The sequence below is a fragment of the Streptomyces sp. M-16 genome (assembly GCF_052114405.1).
Classification (GTDB): domain Bacteria; phylum Actinomycetota; class Actinomycetes; order Streptomycetales; family Streptomycetaceae; genus Streptomyces.
Genome location: NZ_JBFRER010000021.1, coordinates 35,424 through 61,987 on the forward strand (window position 1 = coordinate 35,424; position 26,564 = coordinate 61,987).

19 protein-coding genes and 1 pseudogene are annotated in these 26,564 nt (G+C 72.8%); 17 read left to right on the forward strand and 3 right to left on the reverse strand.

Annotation, left to right across the window (positions count from 1 at the left end):
- The first annotated feature begins 509 nt into the window (after window positions 1-509).
- The 5 genes from AB4039_RS12430 to AB4039_RS12450 are packed head-to-tail and all read left to right on the forward strand — an operon-like array spanning window position 510 to window position 8,029.
- A complete protein-coding gene (locus tag AB4039_RS12430; protein WP_266844470.1) occupies window positions 510-1,778 on the forward strand; it encodes a phenylacetate--CoA ligase family protein in 1,269 nt (422 codons plus the stop codon).
- A complete protein-coding gene (locus tag AB4039_RS12435; protein ID WP_442270724.1) occupies window positions 1,775-3,142 on the forward strand; it encodes an MFS transporter in 1,368 nt (455 codons plus the stop codon). Before AB4039_RS12430 ends, AB4039_RS12435 begins: the two co-directional genes overlap by 4 nt.
- On the forward strand, window positions 3,139-4,278 hold the full coding sequence (locus AB4039_RS12440) for a GNAT family N-acetyltransferase (protein WP_266844473.1): 1,140 nt from the start codon (window positions 3,139-3,141) through the stop codon (window positions 4,276-4,278). Before AB4039_RS12435 ends, AB4039_RS12440 begins: the two co-directional genes overlap by 4 nt.
- Window positions 4,275-5,444 carry a LuxE/PaaK family acyltransferase gene (locus AB4039_RS12445; RefSeq protein ID WP_266844475.1) on the forward strand — a complete coding sequence of 390 codons (1,170 nt, stop codon included), beginning with the start codon at window positions 4,275-4,277 and terminating at the stop codon, window positions 5,442-5,444. Before AB4039_RS12440 ends, AB4039_RS12445 begins: the two co-directional genes overlap by 4 nt.
- The gene (locus AB4039_RS12450; protein ID WP_442270725.1) at window positions 5,441-8,029 is read left to right on the forward strand and encodes an acyl-CoA reductase; all 2,589 of its coding nucleotides are present in this window, start codon (window positions 5,441-5,443) and stop codon (window positions 8,027-8,029) included. Before AB4039_RS12445 ends, AB4039_RS12450 begins: the two co-directional genes overlap by 4 nt.
- Before the next feature lie 86 nt (window positions 8,030-8,115).
- Here the strand turns inward: AB4039_RS12450 and AB4039_RS12455 are convergent.
- A pseudogene (locus AB4039_RS12455) lies at window positions 8,116-9,681 on the reverse strand (ATP-binding cassette domain-containing protein); the annotation flags it as partial.
- Window positions 9,682-10,013: 332 nt separating this feature from the next.
- Here AB4039_RS12455 and AB4039_RS12460 point away from each other — a divergent pair.
- The 11 genes from AB4039_RS12460 to AB4039_RS12510 all read left to right on the forward strand — a co-directional run bounded on the left by AB4039_RS12460 (window position 10,014) and on the right by AB4039_RS12510 (window position 23,131).
- Window positions 10,014-11,267, forward strand: a complete 1,254-nt coding sequence (locus AB4039_RS12460; RefSeq protein WP_442270726.1) for a hydroxymethylcytosylglucuronate/cytosylglucuronate synthase — start codon at window positions 10,014-10,016, stop codon at window positions 11,265-11,267.
- A gap of 117 nt (window positions 11,268-11,384) precedes the next feature.
- Window positions 11,385-12,374, forward strand: a complete 990-nt coding sequence (gene blsE, locus AB4039_RS12465) for a cytosylglucuronate decarboxylase (RefSeq protein WP_266844479.1) — start codon at window positions 11,385-11,387, stop codon at window positions 12,372-12,374.
- Window positions 12,362-13,297, forward strand: coding sequence for a CGA synthase-related protein (gene blsF, locus AB4039_RS12470; protein ID WP_266844481.1), 936 nt, complete (start codon window positions 12,362-12,364; stop codon window positions 13,295-13,297). The genes blsE and blsF overlap by 13 nt, the downstream gene beginning before the upstream one ends.
- Window positions 13,298-13,427: 130 nt before the next feature.
- The gene (gene blsG / locus AB4039_RS12475) at window positions 13,428-14,594 is read left to right on the forward strand and encodes an arginine 2,3-aminomutase (RefSeq protein ID WP_266844482.1); all 1,167 of its coding nucleotides are present in this window, start codon (window positions 13,428-13,430) and stop codon (window positions 14,592-14,594) included.
- Entirely contained in the window at window positions 14,591-15,772 is a 1,182-nt protein-coding gene (locus AB4039_RS12480) for a DegT/DnrJ/EryC1/StrS family aminotransferase (protein ID WP_266844483.1), read from the forward strand. The genes blsG and AB4039_RS12480 overlap by 4 nt, the downstream gene beginning before the upstream one ends.
- Window positions 15,769-17,010 carry an ATP-grasp domain-containing protein gene (locus AB4039_RS12485; protein WP_442270727.1) on the forward strand — a complete coding sequence of 414 codons (1,242 nt, stop codon included), beginning with the start codon at window positions 15,769-15,771 and terminating at the stop codon, window positions 17,008-17,010. Before AB4039_RS12480 ends, AB4039_RS12485 begins: the two co-directional genes overlap by 4 nt.
- Window positions 17,011-17,105: 95 nt before the next feature.
- Entirely contained in the window at window positions 17,106-18,335 is a 1,230-nt protein-coding gene (locus AB4039_RS12490; RefSeq protein WP_442270728.1) for an MFS transporter, read from the forward strand.
- 118 nt (window positions 18,336-18,453) lie between these two features.
- Window positions 18,454-20,337, forward strand: a complete 1,884-nt coding sequence (locus tag AB4039_RS12495; protein ID WP_266844486.1) for a hypothetical protein — start codon at window positions 18,454-18,456, stop codon at window positions 20,335-20,337.
- Window positions 20,338-20,385: 48 nt separating this feature from the next.
- Entirely contained in the window at window positions 20,386-21,036 is a 651-nt protein-coding gene (locus AB4039_RS12500; RefSeq protein WP_266844487.1) for a class I SAM-dependent methyltransferase, read from the forward strand.
- 101 nt (window positions 21,037-21,137) lie between these two features.
- A complete protein-coding gene (locus tag AB4039_RS12505; protein WP_442270729.1) occupies window positions 21,138-21,683 on the forward strand; it encodes a nucleoside 2-deoxyribosyltransferase in 546 nt (181 codons plus the stop codon).
- 80 nt (window positions 21,684-21,763) lie between these two features.
- Window positions 21,764-23,131, forward strand: a complete 1,368-nt coding sequence (locus AB4039_RS12510; RefSeq protein ID WP_442270730.1) for a M1 family metallopeptidase — start codon at window positions 21,764-21,766, stop codon at window positions 23,129-23,131.
- A gap of 86 nt (window positions 23,132-23,217) precedes the next feature.
- On the opposite strand, the gene AB4039_RS12515 is transcribed toward AB4039_RS12510, so the two are convergent.
- Window positions 23,218-23,838 (reverse strand): TetR/AcrR family transcriptional regulator, encoded by a 621-nt coding sequence (locus AB4039_RS12515; RefSeq protein WP_266844492.1) that lies wholly within the window; start codon window positions 23,836-23,838, stop codon window positions 23,218-23,220.
- Between the two features lie 83 nt (window positions 23,839-23,921).
- Between AB4039_RS12515 and AB4039_RS12520 the strand changes: the two genes are divergently transcribed.
- Window positions 23,922-25,142: an amidohydrolase family protein gene (locus AB4039_RS12520; RefSeq protein ID WP_442270731.1), complete on the forward strand. Its 1,221-nt coding sequence runs from the start codon at window positions 23,922-23,924 to the stop codon at window positions 25,140-25,142.
- 224 nt (window positions 25,143-25,366) lie between these two features.
- On the opposite strand, the gene AB4039_RS12525 is transcribed toward AB4039_RS12520, so the two are convergent.
- A complete protein-coding gene (locus AB4039_RS12525) occupies window positions 25,367-26,308 on the reverse strand; it encodes an NADP-dependent oxidoreductase (protein WP_442270732.1) in 942 nt (313 codons plus the stop codon).
- Between the last annotated feature and the right edge of the window lie 256 nt (window positions 26,309-26,564).

The window sequence follows — 26,564 nt, forward strand, 5'->3', positions numbered from 1 at the left end:
CACAGCCGTGACGCCGGCCGTCACCACCGGACACACGGCACCGTGGCGCCCCATCGACCAGCCGAAAGCATGGATCCCGCCACCACTTCGCAGCTGCTATCGGCCACCACCTCCTGGCACACACCCGTGACACAGCCGATCTTGACCAAGGCCCGGTTCCGTCTCCTGGGTCAGCGCCGCACCTGACGGTGGCCGCCAGGGCGCCACCCGAAATCCGGGCAACCGTCTTTCTGCACCCCCCTTTCCCCCGCCGGGGCGGCGCATTTCCGGCCCCGCGGGCCAAAAGTCTGCCGTATGTGGCCGGAGTCAACTGCCATCGATTTGGTGGTGCGCTCCCGGTGTTCCATGATGTGAATGGGCATCAGATGGGGCTCACGCCTTCGAACTAGAGGGCGTGCCAACATTATTGAAGGATCAACAGCTTGAGCGTGTGACGACTCCCACGCCCTTGCTGCCATCTGCTCCCTTTTCTCTTTCTCTTTCAACTTTCGTCTTCCAGGTAAGGCAGCATGCCCGTCCAGCAGTTTTCAGACCTCGTGCGTTTCGCCCGAGACTGCTCTCCCTTCTACGCAGACCTCTACGCAGACCTGGCGCCCCAGGTGAACAGCCTCACCGATCTGCCCGTGGTGGATCAGAACGAGTTCTGGGCCGCCAACACCCTGCGCGACAACCTCGTCCTGACCGCCCCGCTCGGGGAAGCCGTCGTGTTCAAGACCGGCGGCACCACGGGGACTCCGCGCTTCTCCTGCTACACCCGTGAGGAATGGCAGGAGTTCGTCACCACATTCGGCGCCGGCCTCGTCGACGCGGGCCTGCGGCCCGGCCACCGGGTGGCCGACCTGTTCTACGCCGGGGAGCTCTACGCCAGCTTCCTCTTCATCCTCGACTCGCTCGCGCACGCCCCCGTCGCCAACGTACGGCTGCCCATCGGCGGCGCGGCACCGCTGGAGTCGACCGTCTCCACCCTCGACGACTTCGGCGCGCACGTCGTCGCCGGAACTCCGACCACGCTGTGCCGACTCGCCGAGTACCTGATCTCCACCGGCCGCCAACTCCCGGACGTCGAATTCCTCTTCTTCGGCGGCGAAGCTCTCTTCGACGACCAGCGCCGCCTCCTCTCGGGCGCGTTCCCCCACGCCGTACCCCGCTCCCTCGGCTACGCGAGCGTCGACGGCGGCCTCCTCGGCAGGCCGGTCCCCGGCCCCGACTCACGCGTCCACCGGCCGTTCTCCCCGCACACCGTCGTGGAGATCCTGGACGAGACGACCGGCGAACCCATCCGCGAGGCAGGCCGGCCCGGACGGGTCGTCGTCACCCAGCTCTTCCGCCGCCTCATGCCCGTCATCCGCTACCCCGCCGGCGACCGCGCCGAGTGGACCGACACCGAAGGCGGCCCCTTCCGCATCCTGGGCCGCGCCGAGGAAGGCGTACGCGTCGGCCCCGTCTCGCTCTACTGGGAGGACGTCGCGAACGCCGTCGCCGAAGCCGACACCGACGGACTCGTCACGGGCATGCAGCTCCTCGTACGCCGCGGGGAGGGCCGCGACGGCCTGGTCCTGCGCCTGGCCACCGCCCAAGACCGCGACCCGGCCGGCCTGGAGGTCCTCGCCAAGGCGGTCGTCACCGGACTGAACACCGCCCGGCCGCTCTACCCCGAAAGCGTCGCCAACGGATTCGTCCACCCCCTCCGCGTCGAGTGGGCCCGCCACAGCGACCTCACGGTCAACTCCCGCTCCGGCAAGCTCATCCGCGTCCTCGACGAGAGGCCGACCGCATGACCGTCCCCACGGCGGCCCCCGGCCGCCGGCTCCCGCTCGTCCTGCGCAACCGCGCCTTCGGAACCGTGTGGGTGGGCCAGGTGCTCACCCAGGCCGCGGTACGCATGTTCCAGGTGGGCACCTCCTGGTGGCTCATCGGCTACGCCGCCTCCGGCAGCGGCGGGCTCGCGGCCGGCCTGTTCATGTGCGTCAGCACCCTCCCCGCCGTGATCTCGGCCCCGCTCGTCGCCCGCGCCATCACCCGCTGCGCCCACGGCTCGCTGCTCCGCGCCGCGGCCGGTGGCGCCGGAGCGGCCGCCGCCGCGCTCGCCGTCTGGGCCGGTACGAGCGATCTGCCGGTCGCCGCGGCCTACGCGGCGGCCCTGGCACTGGCCACCTGCCAGGCCTTCTTCGACCCGTGCCTGACCACCTCCGTGCCCGAGCTCGTCGAGGACGAGGACATCGAAGCGGCCACCGGGTTCGAACTGTCCACCCAGTCGCTCGCCGGCCTGGGCGGCGCCCTGCTCGGCGCCCTCATCGTGGACGGGGGCGGCATCGCAGGCCTCGCGGCCGGCTGCGCCGTCGCCTACTGCGCGGCCGCGGCGCTGATCACGACCGTACGGTTCCGCACCGCGGACGCGCAGGCGTCGGATACCGCGGATGCGGCGGATGCGGCGGATGCGGCGGCAGACGCAGACACGGAGCGGGCCGAGGCGCCGCCCCGGCGCACGCTGCGCCAGATCCTCGGCGCGCTGCCCTACGTCCGCGCCATCCTGCTCTGCTTCGCCGCGGCCAACCTCTTCACCACCGCCGTCTTCGTCGTCATGCCGCTCTACACCGCTTCCGTCCTGCACGGCGACGGCGCCACCGTGTCCCTCCTGGAGGCATCGCTCGGCGCGGGCACGCTCCTGGGCTCCTTCACCGGTGCCCGGGTACCCGGCCGTCCCTCCGTGGTCGGCTCCGCCTGCCTCGGCGCGATGGCCCTCGCCCTCGCCGTCCCCGGTCTGATCGCGGCGCTGCCCGTCATCGCAGGGGCCCTGCTGGTGACCGGCTGGTGCGTCGGGGTGATCGGGGTCCGCTTCGTGGCCCTGTTCCAGCGGCTGGTGCCGACGGCCGACAAGCCGGCCTTCTTCGCCGTCATGCAGGCCGTGCTCGGGGCGACCTTCCCCGTCGCCTCGCTCCTCTTCGGCCTGCTGGGCGACCACCTCTCCGCCCGCACCCTGTGTCTGATCCAGGCGGCCGGACTGGTACCCGCCGCCCTCGCCCTGCTCCTGCTGCCCGGTCACTCCCGAACGGCGGACGACCCGGTCACCGGCCCGGTCGCCGACCGCGGCGCCGACTCCGCGGCCCCGTCGCCGGCCCCCGCCGCAGGAGGCGCCCGATGACCGCCGCAGTGATCGAGAAGGCCACCCCGGCCGACATCGCCGACCTCCGTCAGCTCTACTACGCCGTCTACGGCCCGCACTACCCCACGGCCCTCGGCACCGACCCCGCCGAAATGTCCCGCCTCATCCAGGACGCGTACACCCTCTGGCTCGTCGCCCGTTGCCCCCGTACCGGGGCCCTCGCCGGATCGGCCGCGATCCACGGCGAGCCCGGCAGCCGCATCGGCCGCCTCGAAGGGCTCGCCGTCCACCCGGACCAGCGCGGATCGGGGCTGGCCGGACAGCTGACCGAAGCCCTGTGCGCGGGCACCCTCAACGCGGGCACCCTCGACTCGGTGTACGCCACCGTCCGTACGGTCAGTGCCGGACCCCAGCGCGTCGTGGCCCGCAACGGTTTCCGCCCCATGGGCATCCTGCCGAACGCCGTGGACCTCAGCAGCCGGGAAAGCCTCGCACTCTACGCGCGTCACTCGCCCGGGGTGCTGGACCGCAGGGTTCCCGTCGCCGAGGTGCCCGCCTCCCTGGAGCCGCTCCTGCACACCGCCGGGGCGAGCCTCGGCATCAGCTACGCGGACACCCGGCCCACGGCGGCGCAGCCGGTGCCCGCCAGGCCCGCGGCGGCCCCGCTGGAGATGATCGAGGCCCCGGCCTTCGTCCGCCGCCGCTTCGACGCGCACTTCCCCGACACCGGCCGCTGGTTCTACCCCCTGCACACCCCGAACGTCCTCCTCACCCCCGGCGACGGCAGCTTCGAGGTGTACGCGTACCTCAACCGCACCGGCGGGTACTGCGCCCTGGTCGCCGCCCATCCCGACCCGGCCGCCGCCGCGGGCTGGCTGGAGCCGGTCACCCGTACCCTCACCCGCGCCGGGGCCGGCTACGTCGAGGCGCTCGTCCCCCTCGAACACCACGCCGCGCTCTCCGCCTTCACCGCGCAGGGCTTCATCGCCGGCGCCCTGTACCCGGCCATGCGCCGGGACCACGACGGCTTCCACGACTACGCGGTCATGTCCCGCACCACCGAGCACATCGACTTCCGCGGCGTGGTCGTCGACCCTCCGCTCCAGCCCTTCCTCGATTCCTATGTGTCGGCCTGGGCGTCGGCACATCTGCCCTCCCGTGAGGTTGCCCCATGATTCCCCCGCCCCCGGCCGTGAACCCCCATCTCGCCCCCGTCGGCGTCCCCGACGCCACCGCCCTCGCCCGGGTCCAGCAGCTCTGCGACCTGACCGCGCCCTACGCCTCCGGGCCCGCGGAGGAGGAGCTGTTCGCCGCCGCCATGGCGGAGATCAACACCTGGCACCGGGACCGGTCGCCGTTCTTCCGCAGCCTCTACGACGGGGAGCGCCCGGACACCCCGTACGAGGCACCCCTCGTGCACGCGAACTTCTTCAAGCGGCACGAGGTCCTGTCCATCCCCCGGGACGACGTCCACCTGCACCTGACCTCCTCCGGCACCACCGGGCAGAAGTCGCAGATGTTCTTCGACGAGTGGACCATCCGCTCGGCCCAGCGCATGGTCGCCCGCATCTTCGACCACAACGGCTGGATCGACCCCGCCCGGGACGTCAACTACCTGCTCTACAGCTACGAGCCCGCGCGCGACCTCAACCTGGGCACCTCGTTCACCGACAACTACCTGTGCGACTTCGCCCCGGCCCGGCAGGTCGAGTACGCGCTGCGCACCACCGGCAACGGGCACGAGTTCGACCCCTTCGGCTGCGTCGCCGCACTGCGGCGCTTCGCCGAGGAGGACGCCCCCGTGCGCATCCTCGGCTTCCCCGCATTCCTCTGGTTCACCCTGGAACGGATGCGCGCCATGGGCCTGGCGCCGCTGGAACTGCCGGAAGGGTCCCTGGTCATCCTCGGCGGAGGCTGGAAGGGCCACACCGACCGGCAGATCGGCAAGCACGAGCTGTACGCCCGCGTCACCGAGCAGCTGGGCATCCCCTCCGAGCGGATCCGCGACACCTTCGGCTCCGTCGAGCACTGCATCCCGTACATCGAATGCGCGCGGCACAACCTCCACGCCCCCGTCTGGTCCCGCGTGTTCATACGCTCCACCCGGACGCTCGAACCGCTCCCGTACGGCGAGCGGGGCTACCTGCACCTGGTGTCCCCGTACATCACCTCCGTACCGGCACAGAGCGTCGTCATGGGCGACCTCGCCTCGCTCCACCCGGGCGAGGAGTGCGGATGCGAGTTGTCCACCCCGTGGTTCACGATCCACGGCCGGGCCGGTGTCAGCCGCAATCGCAGCTGTGCCGTGGCCGCCGCCGAACTGATGAAGGGAATGTCATGACCGACACCACCACCCAGCACTACTGGCAGGGCGCCTTCATCGGCGACGCCGAGGCCGCCGACCGCCTCGCCGCGCTGCCCGCCGCCGTGGAGGCCGCACTCGCCGCACCCCTGGACACCGAGACGGTCCTGGCCGCCTGCGACGCCCTCGCCGAAGCCCTGCGCGACCCCGGCCACCCCGTCCGGGAGCGGCTGGCCCCGCACCTGCCCGCGGACGGCGGCGCGGACGGCGGCGCAGGCGCCGGGGCAGGCGCCGGGGCGGACGGCCCTGCGGCAGAGGAGCTCTTCGCCGAGCTCGCCGCCTTTCTCGGCCGCGGCTCCCTCACCCGCAAGCTCCACCGCGAGCTGGGAGGCACCGCCCCGCAGCGGCTGACCCGCCCCGACGCCAAGGAGACGGTCTACGAGGCCTGGGCGCCCGTCGGCCTGGTCGCCCACATAGCCCCCGGCAACGCCGCCACCGTCGCCCCGCTCAGCCTGATCGAGGGACTCCTCGCCGGCAACGTCAACGTCCTCAAGACGAGCAGCGCCGACACCCTGCTCGCCCAGCACCTGCTCGCCGAACTCGCCGCGCAGGACCCGACCGGCGCCCTCGCCGAGCGCATCATCGTGCTGCGCTTCCCCTCCTTCCGCCAGGACTGGCTGCGCCTGATGTGCGCACCCGCCGACGCCGTCGCCGTCTGGGGCGGTGAGGCCGCCGTCGAGGGCGTCGCCGCCCACGTCCCGGCCGGCTGCCGCCTGGTGGAGTGGGGGCACAAGATCTCCTTCGCCTACCTCACCCGGGACACCTGGGCGGACGAGCAGACCCTGACCGACCTGGCCCGGGACATCTGCCTCTTCGAGCAGCAGGCCTGCTCCAGCCCCCAGGTGGTCTACCTCGACACCGAGGACACCGGGGAACTCCACGCGTGCGCCGAGCGGCTCGCCGCCGCGCTCGCCGCCCGGCCGGCGCCCGCCGGGGTGGAGCTGGACCCGGCCGAGTACGCCGAGCTGACCACCACCGAGCACCTCGCCCGCCTGGAGGAACACCTCGGCTTCACCCGGGTCCTGGCCGCCCCCGACGGTACCTGGCGCGTCATCGCCGACGCCCGTCCGGCGCTCACCGCCTCCCCGCTGCACCGCAGCGTCTGGGTCAAGCCGCTGCCCCGCAAGAACCTCATCGCGACGCTGCGCCCCATGCGCCGCTACCTCCAGACCGCGGGCATCGCGGGCAGCCTGACCGACACCGCCGAATTGTCCGCCCTGGTCCTCGCGGCCGGCGCCACCCGCGTCACGCCCGTCGGCGCCATGACCGCCGGCTACTCCGGCGAACCCCACGACGGCGTGTACGCCCTCCAGCGCTACAGCCGCCGCGTCGCCGTCCAGACCGACCAGCGCTTCGCCGCCACCGCCTGCCTCGACGACCTCGCCCGCCCGGTCGCCTTCCCGGCGCCCGCGGGCCCGCTGCTCGACAAGGCCGCCGTCCAGGAGCTCAACCGCGGGGTCGACCGGAGCGACGCCGAGCTGTACTTCCGCAGCGGAGGCAGCACCGGTACACCCGCCCTGTCGCTCTTCACGTACGAGGACTACGACACGCAGATGCACGCCGCCGCCCGCGGCCTCCTCGCCGCCGGCTACGACCCGGCGCGCGACCGCACCGCCAACCTCTTCTACTGCGGCGGCATGTACGGCGGCTTCATCAGCTTCTTCTCCATTCTGGAACGCCTCGGCGGCGTCCAGATGCCGATGGCCGCCGGGCCCGACCACCGGGCCACCGCGGAGATGATCATCGCGTACGAGGTGGACACCCTCTTCGGCATGCCCTCCTACCTCTGGCAGCTGCTGCACGAGGCGTCGGACCTCCTGCGCTCCTACGGCGGCATCCGCAAGATCTACTACGGCGGAGAGCACTTCACCGAGGAGCAGCGCCGCACCCTCACCGAGGCCTTCGGCATCGAGGTCATCCACTCCATCACCTACGGCAGCACCGACCTCGGCCCCCTCGGCTACCAGTGCACGCACAGCACCGGCAGCGTCCACCACCTCCACGCCGACCTGCACACCCTGGAGATCGTCGAGATCGACGCCGACCGCCCGGTGGCGCCCGGGGAGACCGGCCGGCTCGTCTTCACCACCCGCGCCCGCCGCGGCCAGCACCTCGACCGCTACGTCATCGGCGACCTCGGACGCGCCCTGCCGGGCCGCTGCCCCTGCGGCAGCCACGCCCCGCGCTTCGAACTGCTCGGCCGGATGGGCGAGGTGATGCGGGTGGCGACGTACTTCCTCAACCACCGCCGCCTCGTGGCCATCGCGGAGGAGCGGCTGCACTACGGCGGCGAGATCCAGACCGTCCTGACCGGCGGGCCCGTCCGGGAGGTCCTCACCCTCCGCATGGAGCGCACCGACACCCTGGACCCGGCCGAGGCGCGCGGCGCCTTCCTGGCGGCCTACCCCGAATTGCGCTCGGCCGTGTCGGAGCAGCTGCTGGACTTCGCGGTCGAGCCGGTGCACGGCGCCGCCCTGGACCGCACGCCGACGAGCGGGAAACTCCGTGCGGTGGTGGACCACAGGCACGAAGCACGGGACCTGCACCGCCCCGCCCGACCGTAGCCCCGCCGCGCCGTCATGGCCCGGGCGGCGGCTGCGCCGTCCGGGCCATGACCGCTCTGCCGCGGGGCAGCCCCGGACTCCTCCCGGAAGACCAGGAAACGGCTGAACACCCGGGCGAACCAGCGGTCGTGGGTGACCGCCACGACCGTTCCGGTGAAGTCGGTCAGGGCCTGCTCCAGGGCCTCGGCCGAGATCAGGTCGAGGTTGTCGGTCGGTTCGTCCAGCAACAACAGGGTCGCCCCGGCGAGTTCCAGCAGCAGGACCTGGAAGCGTGCCTGCTGACCGCCCGACAGGGTCTCGAAGTTCTGGCGGCCGGCGCCTGCCAGGCCGTAGCGGCTCAGGGCCGACATGGCGCCCTGGAGGTCCAGCCCGGGTCGGTCGCCCTCGCCGGCGCCGAGGATGTCGGCCGGGGTCCGGCCGGCCCACTCCGGGTGCCGGTGCGTCTRGGCGAACAGCCCGGGCCGGACGCGTGCGCCCAGTCGGCAGGCACCGGTGTGTGCCACGGTCGCGGCCGTCTCCGCGGAGACCTCGTCGAGCAGGCGCAGGAAATGGCTCTTGCCCGACCCGTTCGAGCCGAGCACGCAGACGCGGTCGCCGAAGAACACCTCCAGGTCGAACGGCTTCATCAGTCCGCTGAGTTCGAGGTTCCGGCACGTGATCGCGCGGATTCCGGTCCGGGCGCCGCGCAGGTCCGGTGCGACCCGCTGCCGGCGCGGCGGCGCGGGCGGCGGCCCGGCCTCCTCGAACTTCCTCAGTCTCGTCTGGGCCGCGTGGTACCGCGAGGCCATCTCATCGCTGATGGAGGACTGCTGACGCAGGGTCCGGACCAGCTGTTTGAGCTGCTCGTGCTTCTCGCTCCAGCGCTGACGCAGTTCCGCCGCACGCTGCCAGCGGGCCTCCCGGGCCTCGCCCCAGCTGGCGAATCCGCCGCCGTGGGTCCAGGCCGTTCCGCCCTCCAGCGTCACGACCTGGCCGGCCGTGCGGCTCAGCACCTCGCGGTCGTGGGTGATCAGCAGCACCCCCTTCCGGGTCTGGGTGAGCTGTTCCTCCAGCCAGCGCTTTCCCGGAACGTCAAGATAGTTGTCCGGTTCGTCCAGCAGCAGCAGTTCGGCCGGGCCCCGGAGCAGGGCCTCCAGGACGAGGCGCTTCTGCTCCCCGCCGGACAGCGTCGTCACCTCCCGGAACTGCGCGGCCTGGAACGGGACGCCGAGCGCGGCGACCGTCACCGTGTCCCAGAGCACCTCGTGGTCGTACCCGCCGGCCTCGCCCCAGTCCACCAGCGCCTGGGCGTAACGGACCTGGGTCGTCTCGTCGTCGGCCTCCATCATGGCGAGTTCGGCCGCGTCGAGGGCGGCGGCCGCCGTCCGCAGCGACACGGGCGCGACGGTGAGCAGGAGGTCCCGGACGGTGCGCTCGTCGCGCAGGCTGCCGATGAACTGGGGCATGACCGCGACGGCGCCCTGGCTTCGGAACGATCCCTGCTGCGCCGGGAGGTCGCCCGCGAGGGTGCGCAGGAGCGTGGTCTTGCCCGCGCCGTTGTCGCCGATGAGCGCGACGGTCTGGCCTGCCGATACCCGGAACGAGACATCGCTGAACAGCTCGCGTCCATCGGGGAGAACGTGTCCGAGGGAGGCGGCTTCGAGGTAGCCCATGGGAGCAGATGCTAGCGGCCGGACACTCTCGGGGCGATTCGGTCCCGGCGGCCCGGATGATGGATTTTCGGCCTTGTGGCGAATACTCAATCACCGTTCACCGGGAAAGGATTATGCGACTGATCGGGCTATTCACTCGCCGGTTCCAGGGCTGCGCCGATTTCTTGCATCATGCACCCGCATGCGGAATGGTTGTGCTCGACAGGGACTTCGGGGAGGGACCGCCTGATGCCGCTGTGGGCCACTGTGCCTGCGTGTATGCGGATGCGTGCGCGGCGCCCGTCCCTCCTTTCCCAACGTGCCGCTTTCCACTGAAATGCGAGAGTCAGCCGATGCCGCCCATCCCCGTCCTGCACTCCGCGACTCCCTCCGCCCGCCCGGATCCCGTCACCGTCGCACTCGTCGGTGCGGAATTCGGATGGGGAAGCTCGGGAAAACTGAGTGCGGTGCTCTCCGAATTGCGGAACCGGTCGACACCTTCCCTGCGGTTCGTCGGAATGGCGTCGGGACTGGGCCGGCCCCTGCTCGCCGAGCACGCGGTGGACGGCTGGTACGACCTGCCGGACGAGCCCGGTCTGCTGGCCCCCGCGGTCGAGGAGTTCGTACGGTCACAGGGGGTGCGGGCCGCCGTGGTCGTCCTGGACGGCGCGGCCGCGACGGCGCTGCTGGCCATCGGCGTGCCCACTGTTTTCGTCGACAGTCTGCCCTTCCTCTGGTCCGAGGGCGACCGGGCCTCGCTGCCGCTGGACGCGACGGTGTACTGCGCCCAGAAGAGCGTCGAGCTGCCGCCCGAGTGCCTGGCCGTCCTGGCCGACGCCCGGGGGCTGCGCTGGGTCGAGGCCGTCATCGCCCGGCCCCGCTCCTCGGGTCCGGAGGGTGGCGCCCCGCCACGCGCCGGCCGCCCGTACCGCAAGGCGCTGATCAGCCTGGGCGGTCTGCGGGCGCCGAGTCTGGTGGATCCGCAGCACTATCCGCGCCTGGTCGTCCCGGCCGCCCTCGAAGCCCTCGCCGCCTACGGGGTCGAGGAGGTGCACATCGCGGGCAACCTGCCCGGCGACCTCGCCGGTCGCCTCGTCGACTCTTGCGTCACCCCGCCTCGAACGACCGCCGGTCCGCTGGGGCACGGCGCGTTCCTGGAACGCCTCGACGCCTGCGACGTGCTGCTCACCTCGCCGGGACTGACCACCCTGCTCGAGGCGGGCGGGCTGAACGTCCCCACCGTCTGCCTGCCTCCGCAGAACCTCAGCCAGATCTTCAACGGCCGGTACCACAGCCAGGCGCTCGGGGCCCGACTGCGGGTGCTGTGGCCCAAGGAGGTGCTCGTGGAGGACGAGGCGCTGGCGCTCCGTTCCGAGGGCGAGGAGCACGCTCTCGAACGGATCTACGGCGCGATCGGGGCGGCGGCGCGGGGCAACGACCGGCAGGAGATCGGCCACGCCCTGCGCGGCGGCGTCCTGGACGCACTGCGCCGGTCGGCCGGAGTCCACGAGTKGGGCGCCCTCACCACCGCGGTCGGCACCGGCGGCGCGGCCCAGGTGGCCGACGCACTGCTCGCGGTCCTGGGCTCGGCGGATCCGCTCTCCTGACCCGACCGAACCGCACGTACCGGTCGGCCCGGCAACCGCCCGGCCTCCGTACCGCCCTCCCCGTCCCGCCCTCCCCGTCCCACCCGTCCCGTGAGTCGCCTGGAAGGTTTCCACCCCGTGCGTACACGCGATCGCTACCTCTTCATCAGAATCCTGGAAGCCTGCAACGCCGACTGCTTCATGTGTGAGTTCGCCCTGTCCCGCGACACGTTCCGCTTCTCCCCGGAGGACTTCGCGGACCTGCTGCCCAAAGCCAGGGATGCCGGCGTGGGCTACGTCCGCTTCACCGGAGGCGAACCGCTGATGCATCCGGACGTGGTGGAGCTGGTGCGCTCCGGCACGGCCGGCGGGATGAAGATGTCGCTCATCACCAACGGCTCGCTGCTGCCCCGGATGGCCGCCCCCCTGGCCGAGGCCGGTCTGGCCCAGGTGATCGTCAGCCTGGACGGCGCCTCGGGCGCCACCCACGACGTCTACCGGCGCTCTCCCGGCATGTTCGACAGCGGGCTGCGGGGCCTGCGGGACGCCTCCGCGCTCGGTGTCCTGCCCAGGGTCAACACCGTGGTCGGGCCGCACAACTACACCGAGATGCCACGGCTGCAGGAGGTCCTCACCCGGGCGGGGGTGCGCCAGTGGGAGCTGTCCGCGCTCAAGCTCGACCGCACCATCACCTACCCCGACGCCGATCACGTCCGCGGCGTGTGCGATCCGATCTACGACGCCGACCCGGCCGCGCTGCTGGTCCCGATGGGCAAGCGCTTCTACGGCGACACCCCGCAGGAGCAGGAGCGGTACTTCTCCCGGTCCGTCACTCCCCGCGCCGCCGAACCGCTGTGCCACGTCGCCGACGACGTCATCTACGTCGACGGCAAGTACGGGCGGATGTACGCGTGCAGCTGCATCCCCCACCGGGAGGGCGAGGACGGGCCCGGTGGGGCACCGCTGCGGGAGCGGGGGGTGATCCGGCTGGACACCCCGGTGTTCCGGGCTCACGCCGACTACTTCCGCGAGCGCGGGCCCGAGGTGTGCAGCGGGTGCTCCACCACCGCCGCCGGATACAGCGACGACGTGGCCCGGCTCGGGGCGGTGGGAGCATGGCACTACTGACCCCGGCCGCGGAGCCCCCGGCCTCGCCGGGCCCCCTCACCCCGCACGGCCCGCGGGTGCTGCTGAGCTCCCGCGAGGACCAGCTCGACTCGACCCTCGCCCTGCGCCGGGTGGCCGCCCACCTCGGCGGCCTGCGCCGGACCGGCTGGTCCGAGCTCGAACCACCCCCGGTCGCGGCGCTGGTCTGCGACGACGTGGCCGCCACCGAACGGCTCCTGGACCTGGGCGTGCCGGTGGTGCACCTGGAATCGGGCCGTTGCGGACCGGCCGCCGCCGGTGCGCCGCCGACGCGGGCGCTCGGACGGGTCCACCGGCCGGGGTGGCTGCCCTCGTGCGGGCCCCCGGACCGGGGAGCACGGCCCACCGGGGTCCTCGCGCCGCAGCGCACCGGTCGGAGCCGCAGGCGCTCGGGCACGTTGCTGCTGCTGTCGCTGTGGTGCGTACCCGACGCCGAGGTGGCGCCCTTCGCGTCCGGAGCGCTGCGGGACCTGGCCGCCGCCGCGCTGCGCCGCACCGGCGGCTGCACCGTGGTCGCCGACACCGGGCTGGAGCTCCTGCGGTCCGCCCTGTCCGCGCACCCTGCCGTACGGGTGCTGCGGGCCGCCGAGGTCGACCCGGACGCGCTCCACGCCGACGCCGCCGTGTTCCTGGCCTCGCCGGTGCTGGGGGCGCTCGCCCTCGCCCAGGCACGGCGGGCCCCGCTGGCCCTGCTGCCCCCGCTCGGGTCCGCCCAGCGGGACCTGGCCGGCCGGCTCGCCGAGGTCCTGCCGCTGCCCTCGGCGGACGATCCCGCCGATCCGGCCCTGTGGGAGCCGTCCGCCGCGGCAGGCCCGTGGCACCTGCTCGACCCTGCCCTGGACGACCTGCGCGGCGCGCAGCGTGTCGCCCGCACTCTGCGCCAGCTCGCGCTCGCCCCGCTGTGAGCCCGCCTTCAGCCCGCCCGTTCGCCCGTTCGCCGTTCGCCCGTCTCGACGTCCTTCCCGTCAGCTGCCGGCCCGGCCGCACCGGCCGCAGCCACCCCGTCCACGTCCCCCGCGTCGTGCTGGAGCCGCCATGTCCGACACCCTTCGCGAACCCGCCGCTGCCACCCGCCCCGAACTGATCCGTCCCAGGGTCCCGGAGACCGACTGGGACGACTGGCGCTGGCACATGCGCCGTCGCATCACCAACGTCGAGAAGGCCCGGCAGTGGATCAACCTCAGTGCCGACGAGGAGGAGGCCATCGCAGGGGTGGCGGGCAAGTACCGCTGGAGCGTCACCCCGTACTACGCCTCGCTGATGGACCCGGACGACCCCGGCTGTCCGGTCCGGCAGCAGGCGGTGCCGGCGCTCGGGGAGCTGATGGAGTTCCCCGGGGCCGAGGTCGACCCGGTCGGGGACACCTACTACCGCAAGACCAACCGGGTGGTGCACAAGTACCCGGACCGGGTGATCATGCTGATCACCGAGGCCTGCCCGGTCTACTGCCGCCACTGCACGCGCAAGTTCCACACGACCGACGTCGACGGCACCTACTTCCGTGACGACGAGGGCGGCTCCTTCGACGAGGACCTGCGCTACATCGCCGACCACCCCGAGATCCGGGACGTCCTGCTGACCGGCGGCGACCCGCTCTCCTACCAGGACGGCAAGCTGGAGGAGATCATCGCCGGACTCCGGGCGATCCCCAGCGTGGAGATCATCCGGATCGGCAGCAGGTTCCCCGTGCTGCTGCCGCAGCGGATCACCGAAGACCTCTGCTCGATGCTCTCCCGCTACCACCCGGTCTGGCTGAACACCCACTTCAACCACCCGAAGGAGATCACCCCGGAGGCCGCGGCGGCCGTGGACCGCCTGCTGCGGCACGGGATCCCGGTCGGGAACCAGACCGTGCTGCTGCGCGGGGTCAACGACGACGTCGCCACCATGCGCACGCTGATGACCGAGCTGCTGCGGATCCGGGTCCGGCCCTACTACCTCTACCACTGCGACAACGTCACCGGGGTCTCGCACTTCATGACGTCCGTGGAGAAGGGCTGGGAGATCATGGCCGGCCTGCAGGGCCACATCACCGGGTTCGGCGTCCCCCAGTACGTCCTGACCACCAGGATCGGCAAGATCCCGATCGCGCAACCCTCCTTCACCCCCACCCCCGACGGCCTGCTGCTCCGCAACTACCGAGGCCAGGAGATGGTCGTCGGCGGTGAGGCGCAGCCGATCACGGAGTCCGGCACACGATGAGCACACTCGACAAGCGGCTCGGCCAGCGCTTCCTGCCCTACGGGGCGAACTACCTCGACTGGTCCGACATGTCGGAGCTACGGAAGGTGATCGAGCACCAGGTCCTGTTCCGGTACCAGACCGAGACCGAGAGCATGGCCTCCCGCCTGGAGCGGACCGTGGCCGAACGGCTGGGTGCGGGCCACGCCCTGGCCGTGCACAACTGCACGGAAGCACTGCGGCTGGCACTGATCTCCACCCGCCCCGCCATCGGCGACCTGGTGCACATCCCGGCGGTGACGTTCGTCGCGGTGGCCGGCGCGGTCCTGTCCTGCGGCCTGATCCCGGTGCTGGTCGACGCCGACGACTCCCTCTCCATGGACCCCACGCTGCTGCCGCCGGACGCCCAACGGGTGATCACGGCCCACATGGAGGGCACCGTGGCACCGCTGCCGGCGGACGTGCCGTACCTCATCGAGGACTGCGCCCAGTCCCTCGGCGCACGTTTCCCCGACGGCCGGTACGTCGGAACGGCCGGCTACGCCGGGACGTTCAGCTTCCACCACAACAAGGTCCTCACCTCGGGCGAGGGCGGGCTGGTCGTCACCGGCGACGACGACGCCTGGGCGACCATGCGCCGCTACCACGACCACGGCTCGGCGCGCGTGCCGGGCCACTACCCGACCTGGAACGAGGACGCCCACTTCGGGGAGAACTTCGTCACCAGCGAGCAGGTCGCGGCCGTCCAGTGCCAGCAGTTCCGGCACCTCGACGAGCTGCTCGCCGGCCTGGAGCGGATGTACGCCATCGCCATGGCCGAGCCGCCCGACCGGCCCGACCTGGAGGTCCGCCCGCGAGCCGCCGGCGACGTCAAGGTCAGTCTGCGGTTCCGGTGCGAGAGCAAGGAGCTGCGGGACGCCTCGGTGGCCGCTCTCACCGCGGCCGGCATCGCCAACTGGACGCTCGGGAAGTACCTGCTGCCCGAGCACCCGGTGCTCACCGGCCGCCGTTCGCTCTACCGCGACGGCTTCCCGTGGAACCACGCCCCCGAGGGCCCGCTCGTTCTCAGCCGCGACGGCTTCGCCCGGACCAGGGACCGGCTGGACCGCACCCTGTGCGTGCCGCTCTCCCCGGAACTGCCCGAGGAAGAGCAGGCCCTGGCGGCCAAAGCCGTCCGCCAGGTGCTGGAGGCGGTGTGAGCGGCGCCGAGGTGTTGCTGATGGTGGACGACCGGCCGTCGTCCTTCACCCGTTACGCGGCCCGGGAGCTGGGCGGCCGCCTGGTTTTGTTGCGGTTCGCCGCCACCCGGCTGGACCTGCCGGAGGACTACCTGCTCGAAACCGCGCACCTGCCCGCCTTCTGGGTGCGCGAGGGCGTGGCGGCGCCCGAGGAGGCCCGCCGGTACCGGGAGTGGGCTGCCGGCCTGCCGGTGGCGCCCACCCGGTTCTGCAACCCGTCGGAGCCCCGGCAGGCCGAGGCCCAGCGGTTCGCGGCCCTCGCCGGGTTGCCGCACCTGACCGAGCGACAGGTGGCCCTGGTCCGCGACAAGGCCGTCATGAAGACCTGCTTCCGGGAACTGGGCCTGCGTACAGCGGAGTTCGCACGGGTGCGGTCTCACTCCGAGGTCGAGCGGTTCGCAATCGGGCACGGCTGGCCGGTGGTGCTCAAACCGGTGGACTCGTTCGCCTGCGTGGACACCTACCGTCTGACCGGGCCGGGCGACCTCGCCGGGATCGACCTCGCGGCCCGGGACTGGATGGTGGAGTCACACCTCGCGGGCACCGAGTGGGAGGTGTGTGCGATCGTCCTCGGCGGCGAGGTCCTCGACGCGTGGCCCAGTGCCATGCCCTGCCGCCCGCTGGACATCGTCGACGGCGCGATGAACGCCAACATCAGCATCGCCACCGGCGAGGGTCCGCCGGTGGACCTGCGGGAGCTCGTCCAGCGGATCGTCACCGGCATGGGGATCGACCACGGCTACGCCCACATGGAGTTCTTCCTGATCGACGGCGAGGTGTACGCCGGTGAGATCGGCGTCCGGCTCGCGGGCTGCGAGATCCCGGCCAACCACGGCCACGCGTACGGCTTCGACGTGTTCGGCGCCACCCTGGCGGTCTACCTCGGCCTGCGGCCGGAGCTGGACTACCGCGAGCGCCGCTGTGCGGGCGATCTGCTGCTGCCGCTGCCCGGCTCCGGAACGATCCGGCGGATCACCTCACGTGAGGAACTCCTCGACATGCCCGGAGTCGTCGACGCCGTCCTCAAGGTCCGCGCCGGTGATCCGGTGACGGCCCGCAGGGCCTCGCACAACGCCTCGGGGTACGCCCACGTCGTGGGGACCTCCGTCGCGGAGGTGGAGAGCCGTATGCGCGAGGTCCTTTCCCGGTTCGGCATCGAGGTGGAGGCGGCGCGGGAGGCCGGCGCCGTCCCCATCTGATACCCGCTCCCGCCGCCCGGCCCGCCCGCTCGCCCCGGCAGCGGAACGGCACCCGACTCGGCCGCCCCGCGCGGCCATGGAACGGAGACCGACACGTGACCCGCGGCATGCCCCGTCGCTTCCTCGACCTGCTCACACGCCCTCGGGTGAGGGGGGCGGCCTGGTGGAGCGTCGTCTCCAGGCTGCCGGTCTACCTGATGTCGCTGGCCCTCGTCCTGACCGTCCGCGAGCAGGGAGGCAGTTACGCCCAGGCGGGCCTGACCGCCGCGCTGTACACGCTCGGGATGGCCCTCGGCAGCCCGCTGATCGCCCGCCGTCTCGACCGCAGCGGCCGCTGGGCCGTGCTGGCCGCGACGGCCGTCGCCTACCCGGCGGCGCTGGCCGTCCTGGTGTGGGCGACCCGCCCGGGCGGCTGGGGGCAGCCCGTGGCGGCACTGGTCGCGGGGGTGGTGCTGCCGCCCGCGAACGCCTGCATGCGCTCGCTCTGGGCGCGGCTGCCGCTGCGGAAGGAGGAACGCGAGACGGCCTACCTCTGGGAGGCGCTGCTCACCGAGGTCCTGGTGATCGGCGCGCCGCTGATGCTGGCCGCGCTGATGCTGGTCGGCTCGGCGGGCCTGGCGCTGACGGCGGTCGCGGTGGCGGGAGGCCTGGGCACGCTCGGGCTCGCGTACACGCGTCTGCCGGAGGGTACGGAAGGCGCCCCGGCGGCCGGCCCCAGGGGTGCCCGCCACCCGCTGGGCCCGCTGCGGGAGCCGGCCCTCCTGGCACTGGCCGGCGTCATGGCCGTCTCCGCGGTGCCCATCGGTCTGCTGACCCTGGCCATCCCGGCGTTCGTCGACCGGCACGGTGCTCCGGGCGGCGCCGGCGTGGTGTACGCCTGCTGGGGTGTCGGCAGCGCGCTGGGCGCCCTCTGGCTCGGCCGGTCCCAGTCCCGGGTGGCCCCCCAGGTGCGACTGCCCCGCCTGCTCCTCGCCTACGCCCTCGGCACGGGGCTGACGCTGCTCGCGGGGTCCCAGCCGGGCCTGGCGGTGGCGCTGGCGGTGGGCAGCGTACCGATCGCGCTGGTCTCCGCCACCGAGATGACCCTGGTGAGCGGCATCGCCGACGAACGGTCCATGGCGGAGGCGTTCACCTGGGCGTCGCTGGCCACCGTCCTCGGTGACGCCCTGGGCCAGCAGGCGGGCGGGTTGCTGATGGACCCCTTCGGGCCGCGGGTGGTGTTCGCGGTGGCGACCGGGACGGCCCTGGCCGCAGCCGGACTGGCCTTCGCCTGCCGGGGGTCGCTGGCGCGACAGGCGGCGCCGGAGGCGGAGTGCGCGGCGTGAGGGCCCGGCCCGGAACCAGGGGTCCCCCGTCGGCTGGGGCACCCGTTCCCCGACCGCAGCCATTCCCCTTCTCCCCTTCCTCTCCGCCCCCGCCGCGGACAACACGAGGTGGTCCACCATGAACGCCGCCGTCACCGACCAGCGGCCCGACCGGCCGTCCGGCCCGGCCCCCCTGTTCCGTCCGGTCACCCGGCGGGAATTCGCCCGGGCCGTCCGGGAGTTCCTGGACTCCCCCCGGCTCCTGCCGGTGCCGGTCCCGACCGAGGACCGCGCGGATCTGGCGGAGAGCGTCGAACTGGCCCGCCGGCTGTACGGGGGCCTGCGGCCGCCGCACCCGCTGGACGTCGGGATCGTTCTCGGCGGAGCACAACTGCCCGAAGGGCTCGCGGAGCTGGCCCGCCCGCTCGCCCGGACGTGGGTGGCCGAGGAGGAGCTGGCCGACGTCGCGGCGTTCCGGGCCCGGCACGGCGGCTCGCTGCTGGTCGTCGGCCGATACGACCGGCTCACCCTCGCACCCGTCCGGGCCCTGCTGATGGCGACCTACCGCGGCCCGCGGCACGGACTGACGCTGCTCAGCGGCCGGGACGACGCCTCGGTCGTCTGGAACGTAGCCAAGCAGTACGCGGAGCCGGCCCTCGACGTAGACGCCCTCGGCCTCTTCACGGACACCGACCGGCCTCCCCGGCTGCCCGGCGTCCAGGTCTTCGACGACCGCGACTTCGAGCGTTCGGACATCCAGGCGGAGATCCTGGGCACCCGGTGGAGGCGGGTGGCCTTCCAGGGGCACGGCAAGGACGACAGCGTCAACCTCGGCGAGTTCACCATCTGCGGCCTCAACGGCTCGGCCCCGGCCACGCCCGGGCTGCTGGGCCCGCGCTGCGCCTACGGCCTGCCCTGCTACAAGCCGGAGGACAAACTGGTCCCCCTCAACCGGGTGGAGGCCGTGGAGCTGGTGCTCAGCGCGTGCAACAGCGGCCCGCTCGCGGACCTCGCGCTGTACGACCCCAAGTACCAGCTGCTGCTGAACGCGCTCGACGGCCCGGCCCGCACCGTGGTCTCGGCCGTGTCGGTGCACGACTCCGACCGGCCGGAGAACGTCGCCTGGATGCACGGGGCCCTCATCGGCGCGGACTCGGTCGACACCCTCAACGCCAGCCTGGCGGGATCGCACCCCTACCCGGCGTTCATGCGCTTCGGACTGCCCGGGGCGCCGGAGGACACGCCCGCGCCCCCTGCTCCGGCGGACCACCGCCCCGACCCGCTCCTGCTCACCGTGGGCAGCAGGCTCACCGCCTACCTCGCCTCGGACCTGCTGCCGCACAACCACCCGCTGCGGCCCCGGCTGACCAAACTGGCCCGCAAGGTGGACCTGTGGGTGGCACGGCCCACCCACCTCGCCGACCAGTCGCCCGAGCAGATCGACGCCTCGCTCACCGCCGACCTCCAGTCGCTCGACCATGCGATCACCGAGCAGATCGCGGCCGACCCCGAGACCGAGCTGATGAACTACCCGGCGCACTTCGGCGACCGCAGCAGCCTGGACCCGGAGGTCCGGGAGGTCACCTGCCACTGCGGCCGCCCCGCGCAGGAGTTCACCCGCAGGGGCCTGCTCCCGCACGTCCTGGACACCACCTGCGCCGTCTGCATGCGGTGCGGCGACGTCACCTTCCGGATCCCGGACGCTCCCACGCTGCTCGCGCACGCCGCGGACGAAGTCGGGCAGGGCGAGGTGCTGGAGGTCCGGGCCACGGTCACCGCGGCCCGGACCGGCCCGGTCCGGCTGGGTCTCTTCGTCCCGGGCTACCTGCGCGAGGACACCACCCTGGAACCGGCCACCACCAGGCTCCGGCTCACCGGTGGGCGCGCCGAGGACGTCGCGTTCCGTGTGCGCTTCGCTCCCGGCACCGCCCCGCAGGCCTACTACTTCACGGTGTTCGCCGTGCAGGACCTCGCCGTCTCCACCGCCCGACGCCACTTCGGGGTCGTGCCCCGAACCACCTGACCGCCCCCCGTACCCGACCCGCCCCCACCCCCGCAGGGAGAAGGAAACATGGACAGCCAGAGCCTCACGGAGCGGGGCACCGCGCCCCAGGAGAAGCCCGCGATCGAACTGATCGAGCAGGACGGCGAAGTGACCCTCAGCATCGGCGGCGAACAGGCCATGCAGGCTTGGGAGCGGGACCTGATGTGGGCCAGCGCCGACATGCTGTGCGAATACGGCAAGGACTTCTACGAGGTCGGGCTGGGGCTCGGCCTGTCCGCGCTGCGCATCGCCGGGAACCCGGCGACCCGCAGCCACACGGTGCTGGAACTCTTCGACGAGGTCGAGGACCTGTTCAGGGCCCGGCACCCCCACGTGCCCGACAACCTCACGGTCGAGCGGGGCGACTTCTTCGAACGGATCTTCGAGCTGCCGTCGGAGAGCATCGACGGGATGTTCTTCGACCCGGCCCTCGACATGGAGGTCTGGACGGACACCGAGCTGTGGGCCAGGACCATGCCGGAGGTCGTCCGGGTGCTGCGCCCGGGCGGCGTCTTCATCCCGTTCTTCAGCACCAAGCCGGAACTGCGCTGGCAATACCTCCCGCACTTCCGCCGGATCCGGGTCGAGCGGCACCCCTTCGTCGCGTACGACACCACCGAGTACACGCACGGCGGCACCACCGGCGACGCCTTCATCCAGTGCTTCCTCAAGGACTGACCCCCGCCCTCTCCTCCCCCTCGGCCACGCCCGGCCGTGCGCCGGCCGGCCCGTATCCGACACCGCGCACCGCGCACCGCGCACCCCTCCGGAGGTACCCCATGGCCATCACCCCTCCCCTTGACTCCCCTGACTCCGCCGGGTCCCCTGGCTCCCGCCCCGGCCCGGGCATCCGCTCGGTCTTCCTCGCCGGCCCTTTCATCCAGCTCCTGGATCCCGAGACCGGCGAGATGCCGGCTGACGCGCGAGCGCCGTTCGACGTCCTGATCAAGCACTTCGAGGCGCAGGGGCTCGCCGTACACAACGCCCACCGCCGTGAGGCGTGGGGGGCGGAACTGATGCGTCCGGAGCAGTGCACCAAGCTCGACCAGGACGAGATCCGCAAGGCCGACGTCTTCGTGGCCCTGCCGGGCCACCCCGCCTCCCCGGGCACCCACATCGAGATCGGCTGGGCCAGCGCCTTCGGCAAGCCGATCGTGCTGCTGCTGGAACGCGACAGGGAGTACACCTTCCTGGTCCAGGGCCTGCACACGGTCGCAGCGGTGGAGTACGTGGTCCACACCGACATCGCCACCTGCCTGCCCGCCGTCGACCGGGCGGTGGAACTGGCGGTCCTTCGGCAGCGGGAGGGCACCGGCGGCCGGTGACCGGGACCGGGCTCCGGCCGTCTCCGGAGCCCGGCCCTCCCCCACCTGGCCCCACCGTCACCGACTCCGTAGGAAGACCCATGAGCAGGGCCGCCCGGCTCCTGGCAGCCGTTCTCGCGTGCTTCGCACTGACCGCCTCCATGCCGGGCGGCGCGCCACCCGGCAGCGGGCGGGGCGCCGAGCCGGCCCGGACGCCGGCCTCGGCGGCCTACGCGGTCGAGCTGGCCGGTGACTCCTCGGGAGGTACGTGGTCCGGGCACGAGCAGGTGAGCTTCACCAATGTCTCGGCGGATCCGCTCCACGAGGTCTTCCTCAGGCTGTGGGGCAACGCCCACGGGGGCTGCTCGGCGCCGGCCGTCACCGTGACGCACCTCGTCGGGGGCGGCGCGGACGGCCTCCGGGCCGGTTGCACCGCGCTGCGGATCGCCCTGCAGGCCCCGCTCGGCCCCGGCGAGCGCCACACGATCGGCTTCGCCCTCACGGTACGGGCCCCCGAACTCGTCGACAGCGCCGGAAGGTTCGCTCGGCACGGGGCGTACAGCCACTTCGGCAACGCCCTGCCGGTGCTCGCCGTACGGGACGCCGCCGGCTGGCACCTCGACCCGTTCACCGATACCGGGGAATCCTTCTACACCCTGGCCGCCGACTTCGCCGTCGTACTGGACCACCCGGCCGCCATCGGGGTGCCGGCCACCGGCAGCACGACCGAGGCGCCGGGGTCGGCCGGACGGACCGTCACCACGGCGACGGCCCGTCAGGTGCGTGACTTCGCCTGGTCGGCCGGCTCGTTCGAGACCGTCTCCGGGGTCTCCTCGGGTGGGGTCACCGTCCACGTCCACAGGGTGGCCGGCGTCGCGGCGGCGGACGCCCGGGCCATGCTGGCCACCGCCACGTCCGCGATGGACACGCACGCACGCGCGTTCGGCGCCTACCCCTACGGGGAGCTGGCCGTCGTCCTGGACGACGACCTCTGGTTCAGCGGCATGGAGTACCCGGGATTCGTCCTGGACCGGGTGAAGGCCTCCGCCCTGGTCCACGAGATCGCCCACCAGTGGTGGTACGGCATCGTCGGGAACGACCAGTACCACCAGCCCTGGCTGGACGAGTCCTTCGCCGAGTACGCCACCGACCTCGCCCTCGGCCGGGACTGCTCGGACTGCCGGCGCGCCGTCGTGTGGGCGACGCCGCAGGAACGGATCACCAACGGCATGGCGTACTGGGACGAGCACCCGGCCCGGTACGAGGACGTCGTCTACGGCTACGGCGCCTGCGCCCTGCACGACCTGCGGCGGACCATCGGGGCCGACGCGATGACCCGCCTGCTCCGCGGCTACGTCCGCACGCACCGGTACGGGGTGAGCACCACGCCCGCCTTCAAGGCCGCCGCCCGGGCCGTCACCGCCGAGGACCTGACCCCGTTCTGGGCCGCGCACCGGGTCGACGGCTGACCGGGCTGCTCCCTGCGCTCTCCACGAGCCGGAAGGCCGGCCGTCTCGATGCGACGCAGACGCTGGTCCGCTCGGCCGAGGCCGTGTCAGCCCAGGAGCCCGGCCAGTACTGCCGTGGTCGCGTTCAGCAGCTGCTCGGCGGCCGGGCCGCCCGCGGCCGTACGGGCGAGCAAGCCCTCGCGTGCCGCGAGGATCACCTCGGCGGCCTGCTCGGCAGCGGCCCCGGCCGGTACCAGCTCGGGCACGACCCGTTCCAGCAGGGTCGCCACCGCCGCTGTCACCGTGCGGTCGTGCGCGGCGACCCGCTCGGTGAGCTCCGGCGTACGGGCGGCCAGCAGGCGGAACTCCAGGAAGAGCAGGATCCACCCGGTTTCGGCGTCCTCGACCCGCAGCAGGGCTTCGACCAGCTGCCGCGCCCGCTCCTCGGACCCGAGCCGTTCGGCTGCGCCGGCCAGCTGCTCCAGCTCGGTCATGCGCCGGGCGGCGTGCTCGTCGAAGAGCGCCAGCAGCAGGTCCTCCTTGCCGGCGAAGTTCGAGTAGAAGGCCCCACGGGTGTAGCCGGCGGCGGCGCAGATGTCCTCGATGCTCGTCCGCGCGTACCCCGCGGACAGGAACAACTCGCCCGCCGCCGACAGGAGGCGGGCTCTGGTGTGGACGCGGCGCCGCGGAGGCCGAGGCGTCGCGGAGGCGGCAGGGGGGAGTTTCACAGGATCACAATACATGGTGTATTCAATACATGGTGTATTCAATACAGGTCGTATTGAATCGTTTTCACGAGAGGACCACCATCATGAGCCGACTCCTGATCACCGACGCCCACCTGCTCCACCCCGAGACCGGCACCCGTACCGACCCTGCCTGGGTCGAGGTCGCGGACGGCCGGATCGCCGCCACCGGGACCGGCCGCCCGCCGGCCGCCGAGCGGAACGTGCGGGTGCTCAACGCCGCCGGCGCGACCGTGATGCCCGGCCTGATCGACGCCCATGTCCACCTGCTGGTCACCTCCCTCGACCTGCCCGCTGTCGCGTCCTGGACCCCCGGATACCTGACCGTCCGGGCCCTGGCGGAGGCCGAACGGATGCTGCGCCGCGGCTTCACGACCGTCCGCGACGTGGGCGGCGCCGACCACGGCATGGCCCGCGCCCTGGCCGAAGGGCTGGCACTCGGCCCCCGGCTCGTATACGGCGGAAAGGCGCTCTCGCAGACCGGTGGCCACGGCGACCTGCGCCCGCTGGGGGACGACTCGGTGCCCTGCTGCGAGAGCCGACCCCACTTCGCCCGGATCGCGGACGGCGTCGATGCCGTCCGTGCCGCGGCCCGTGACGAATTCCGCAAGGGGGCCGCCCACCTGAAGGTGCTGCTCTCCGGCGGGGTGGCCTCGCCGCACGACGAGATCGCCGCCGTCCAGTACAGCGAGGAGGAGATCCGCGCCGCTGTGGAGGAAGCGGAGAACCACAATCGGTACGTCACCGTGCACGCCTACCACCCGCGCGCCATAGACCGGGCTCTGCGGGCAGGCGTGCGCTGCGTCGAACACGGCAACCTGATCGACGACGCGACCGTCGCCCTGCTGCTGGAGCGGGACGCCTTCCTGGTGCCCACGCTGGTCGCGTACGAGCGGACAGCGGAACTCAGCCGGCAGTCCGGCCTGCCGGAGTCGTCCTACCGCAAGCTCACCGAGGTCCGCGACCACGGGCTGGCCGCCGTGGAGAAGGCGCACCGGGCGGGAGTCAACCTGGTCTTCGGAAGCGACCTGCTCGGGCCGCTGCACTCGGCCCAGTTGGAGGAGTTCACGCTGCGCGCCGCGGTCCAGCCCGCCGCGGACGTGATCCGCTCCGCCACCAGCACGGCGGCCCGCCTGCTGCGGATGGAGGGCGAGATCGGCACCCTCGCGCCGGGCGCGCACGCCGACCTGCTCGTCGTGGACGGCGACCCCCTGGCGGACCTTGCCGTCCTCACCCGTCCCGAGCGCCACCTTCGGCACGTGGTCAAAGCCGGCGCCGTCCTCTGAGAAACCGGTCGCTGAACCGGGCGGTCGGCGAAGTGACAGAGCCAGGCCCCGGGGCTCGCGTCCCGGGGCGTCGTCGTTGCGCGGGTCAGCCCCACCCTGATGCGGCAGCACCCACCAGCGACCACGGCCCCGGCATCCACGGCGGGTTGACGAGCAGCCCCACGATCAGGGGATGGTCCGGCCCGAGCCGGTCCTCTGTGGCCGGGCCGGTCCGCGAGCAGCGGTCAGCTCCATCGGGGGACGAGGACGATGCGCCCGCGCAGGCCGCGCGAGGCCAGGGCGTCGTGGGCCGCGGCGGCTTCCGCGAAGGGCATCGTCCGGTCCACCCGCAGGGTGACGCTGCCGGCGTCCGCGAGGGCGGCCAGTTCGGCGAGCTGCACCGCGTCGCTGTGGACCCGGACCTGCGAGACCCGGATCCCGCGCTCCGCCGCTGGACCGGCGCCGAGGACACTGACGAACGTGCCGCCGTCTTCCACCGCGCCGATCACCGACCCGGCCAAGGCCGCGGCATCGATCAGCCCGGCGACTCCGCCGGGAACGGTTGCGCGGATCGCGGCGGCGGGGTCCTCGGAGCGCGGGACGAAGAGGGTGGCTCCCAACTTGCCCACCAGTTCCCGGTCCTGGGACCCGGCGACGGCGACGACCCGCAGACCACGCGCGGCCGCCAGCTCGACAAGGTAGCCGCCCACGGCGCCTGCCGCACCGGTGATCGCCACAGTGGCGCCGTCGGCCGCGGCGAGCAGGTCCAGTGCCTGCCGGGCGGTGAGTCCGTTCAGCGGGAGCGTCGCCGCCTGGACCGGGCTCGCGTGCCGGGGGGCGGCGGCGACGGCGGTGGCGGGCAGGACGACGTACTCGGCGTGCGTGCCCGCCTGGGTGTCCGGCCAGTCGGACAAGCCGATCACGGCGTCGCCGACCGCGAAGCCCCGGACACCGCCGCCCAGGGCGTCGACGGTTCCGGCGACGTCGAGACCTGGAATGTAGTACTCCCGCGCGGGGACGCGCGAGGCCAGGGCGCCGGACCGGATCAAGGCGTCGGCGGGGTTCAACGCGGCCGCCGCGACCCGGATACGGATCTGGCCGTCGCCGGGCTGAGGGGTCGGGACTTCGACGACGCGGAGCACGTCGGAGCCACCGTATTCGGACAGGATGACGGCACGCATCTTCATGTCTTCTCTCTGAAGGTGTCCTGGCCGGGCAGGCCYCGGCGTTCCATCGCTGGAACCTCGACGACCGGTTTCTCATTCCGTCGGGGCGGCACGGGAAACCAGTCGCCCACGCCGAGCCGCCGGACGCGCCGGCATCCCGCAGCCGAGCGCCGGACCGGTCCTCGTCCCCGTCCGCTCCTCGGCCGCTCGTCAGCGCCACGGCCGTACCGCCGGGCAGTTGCGAAGTTATTGCCGGAATTATGGGCTCCGCCACAGC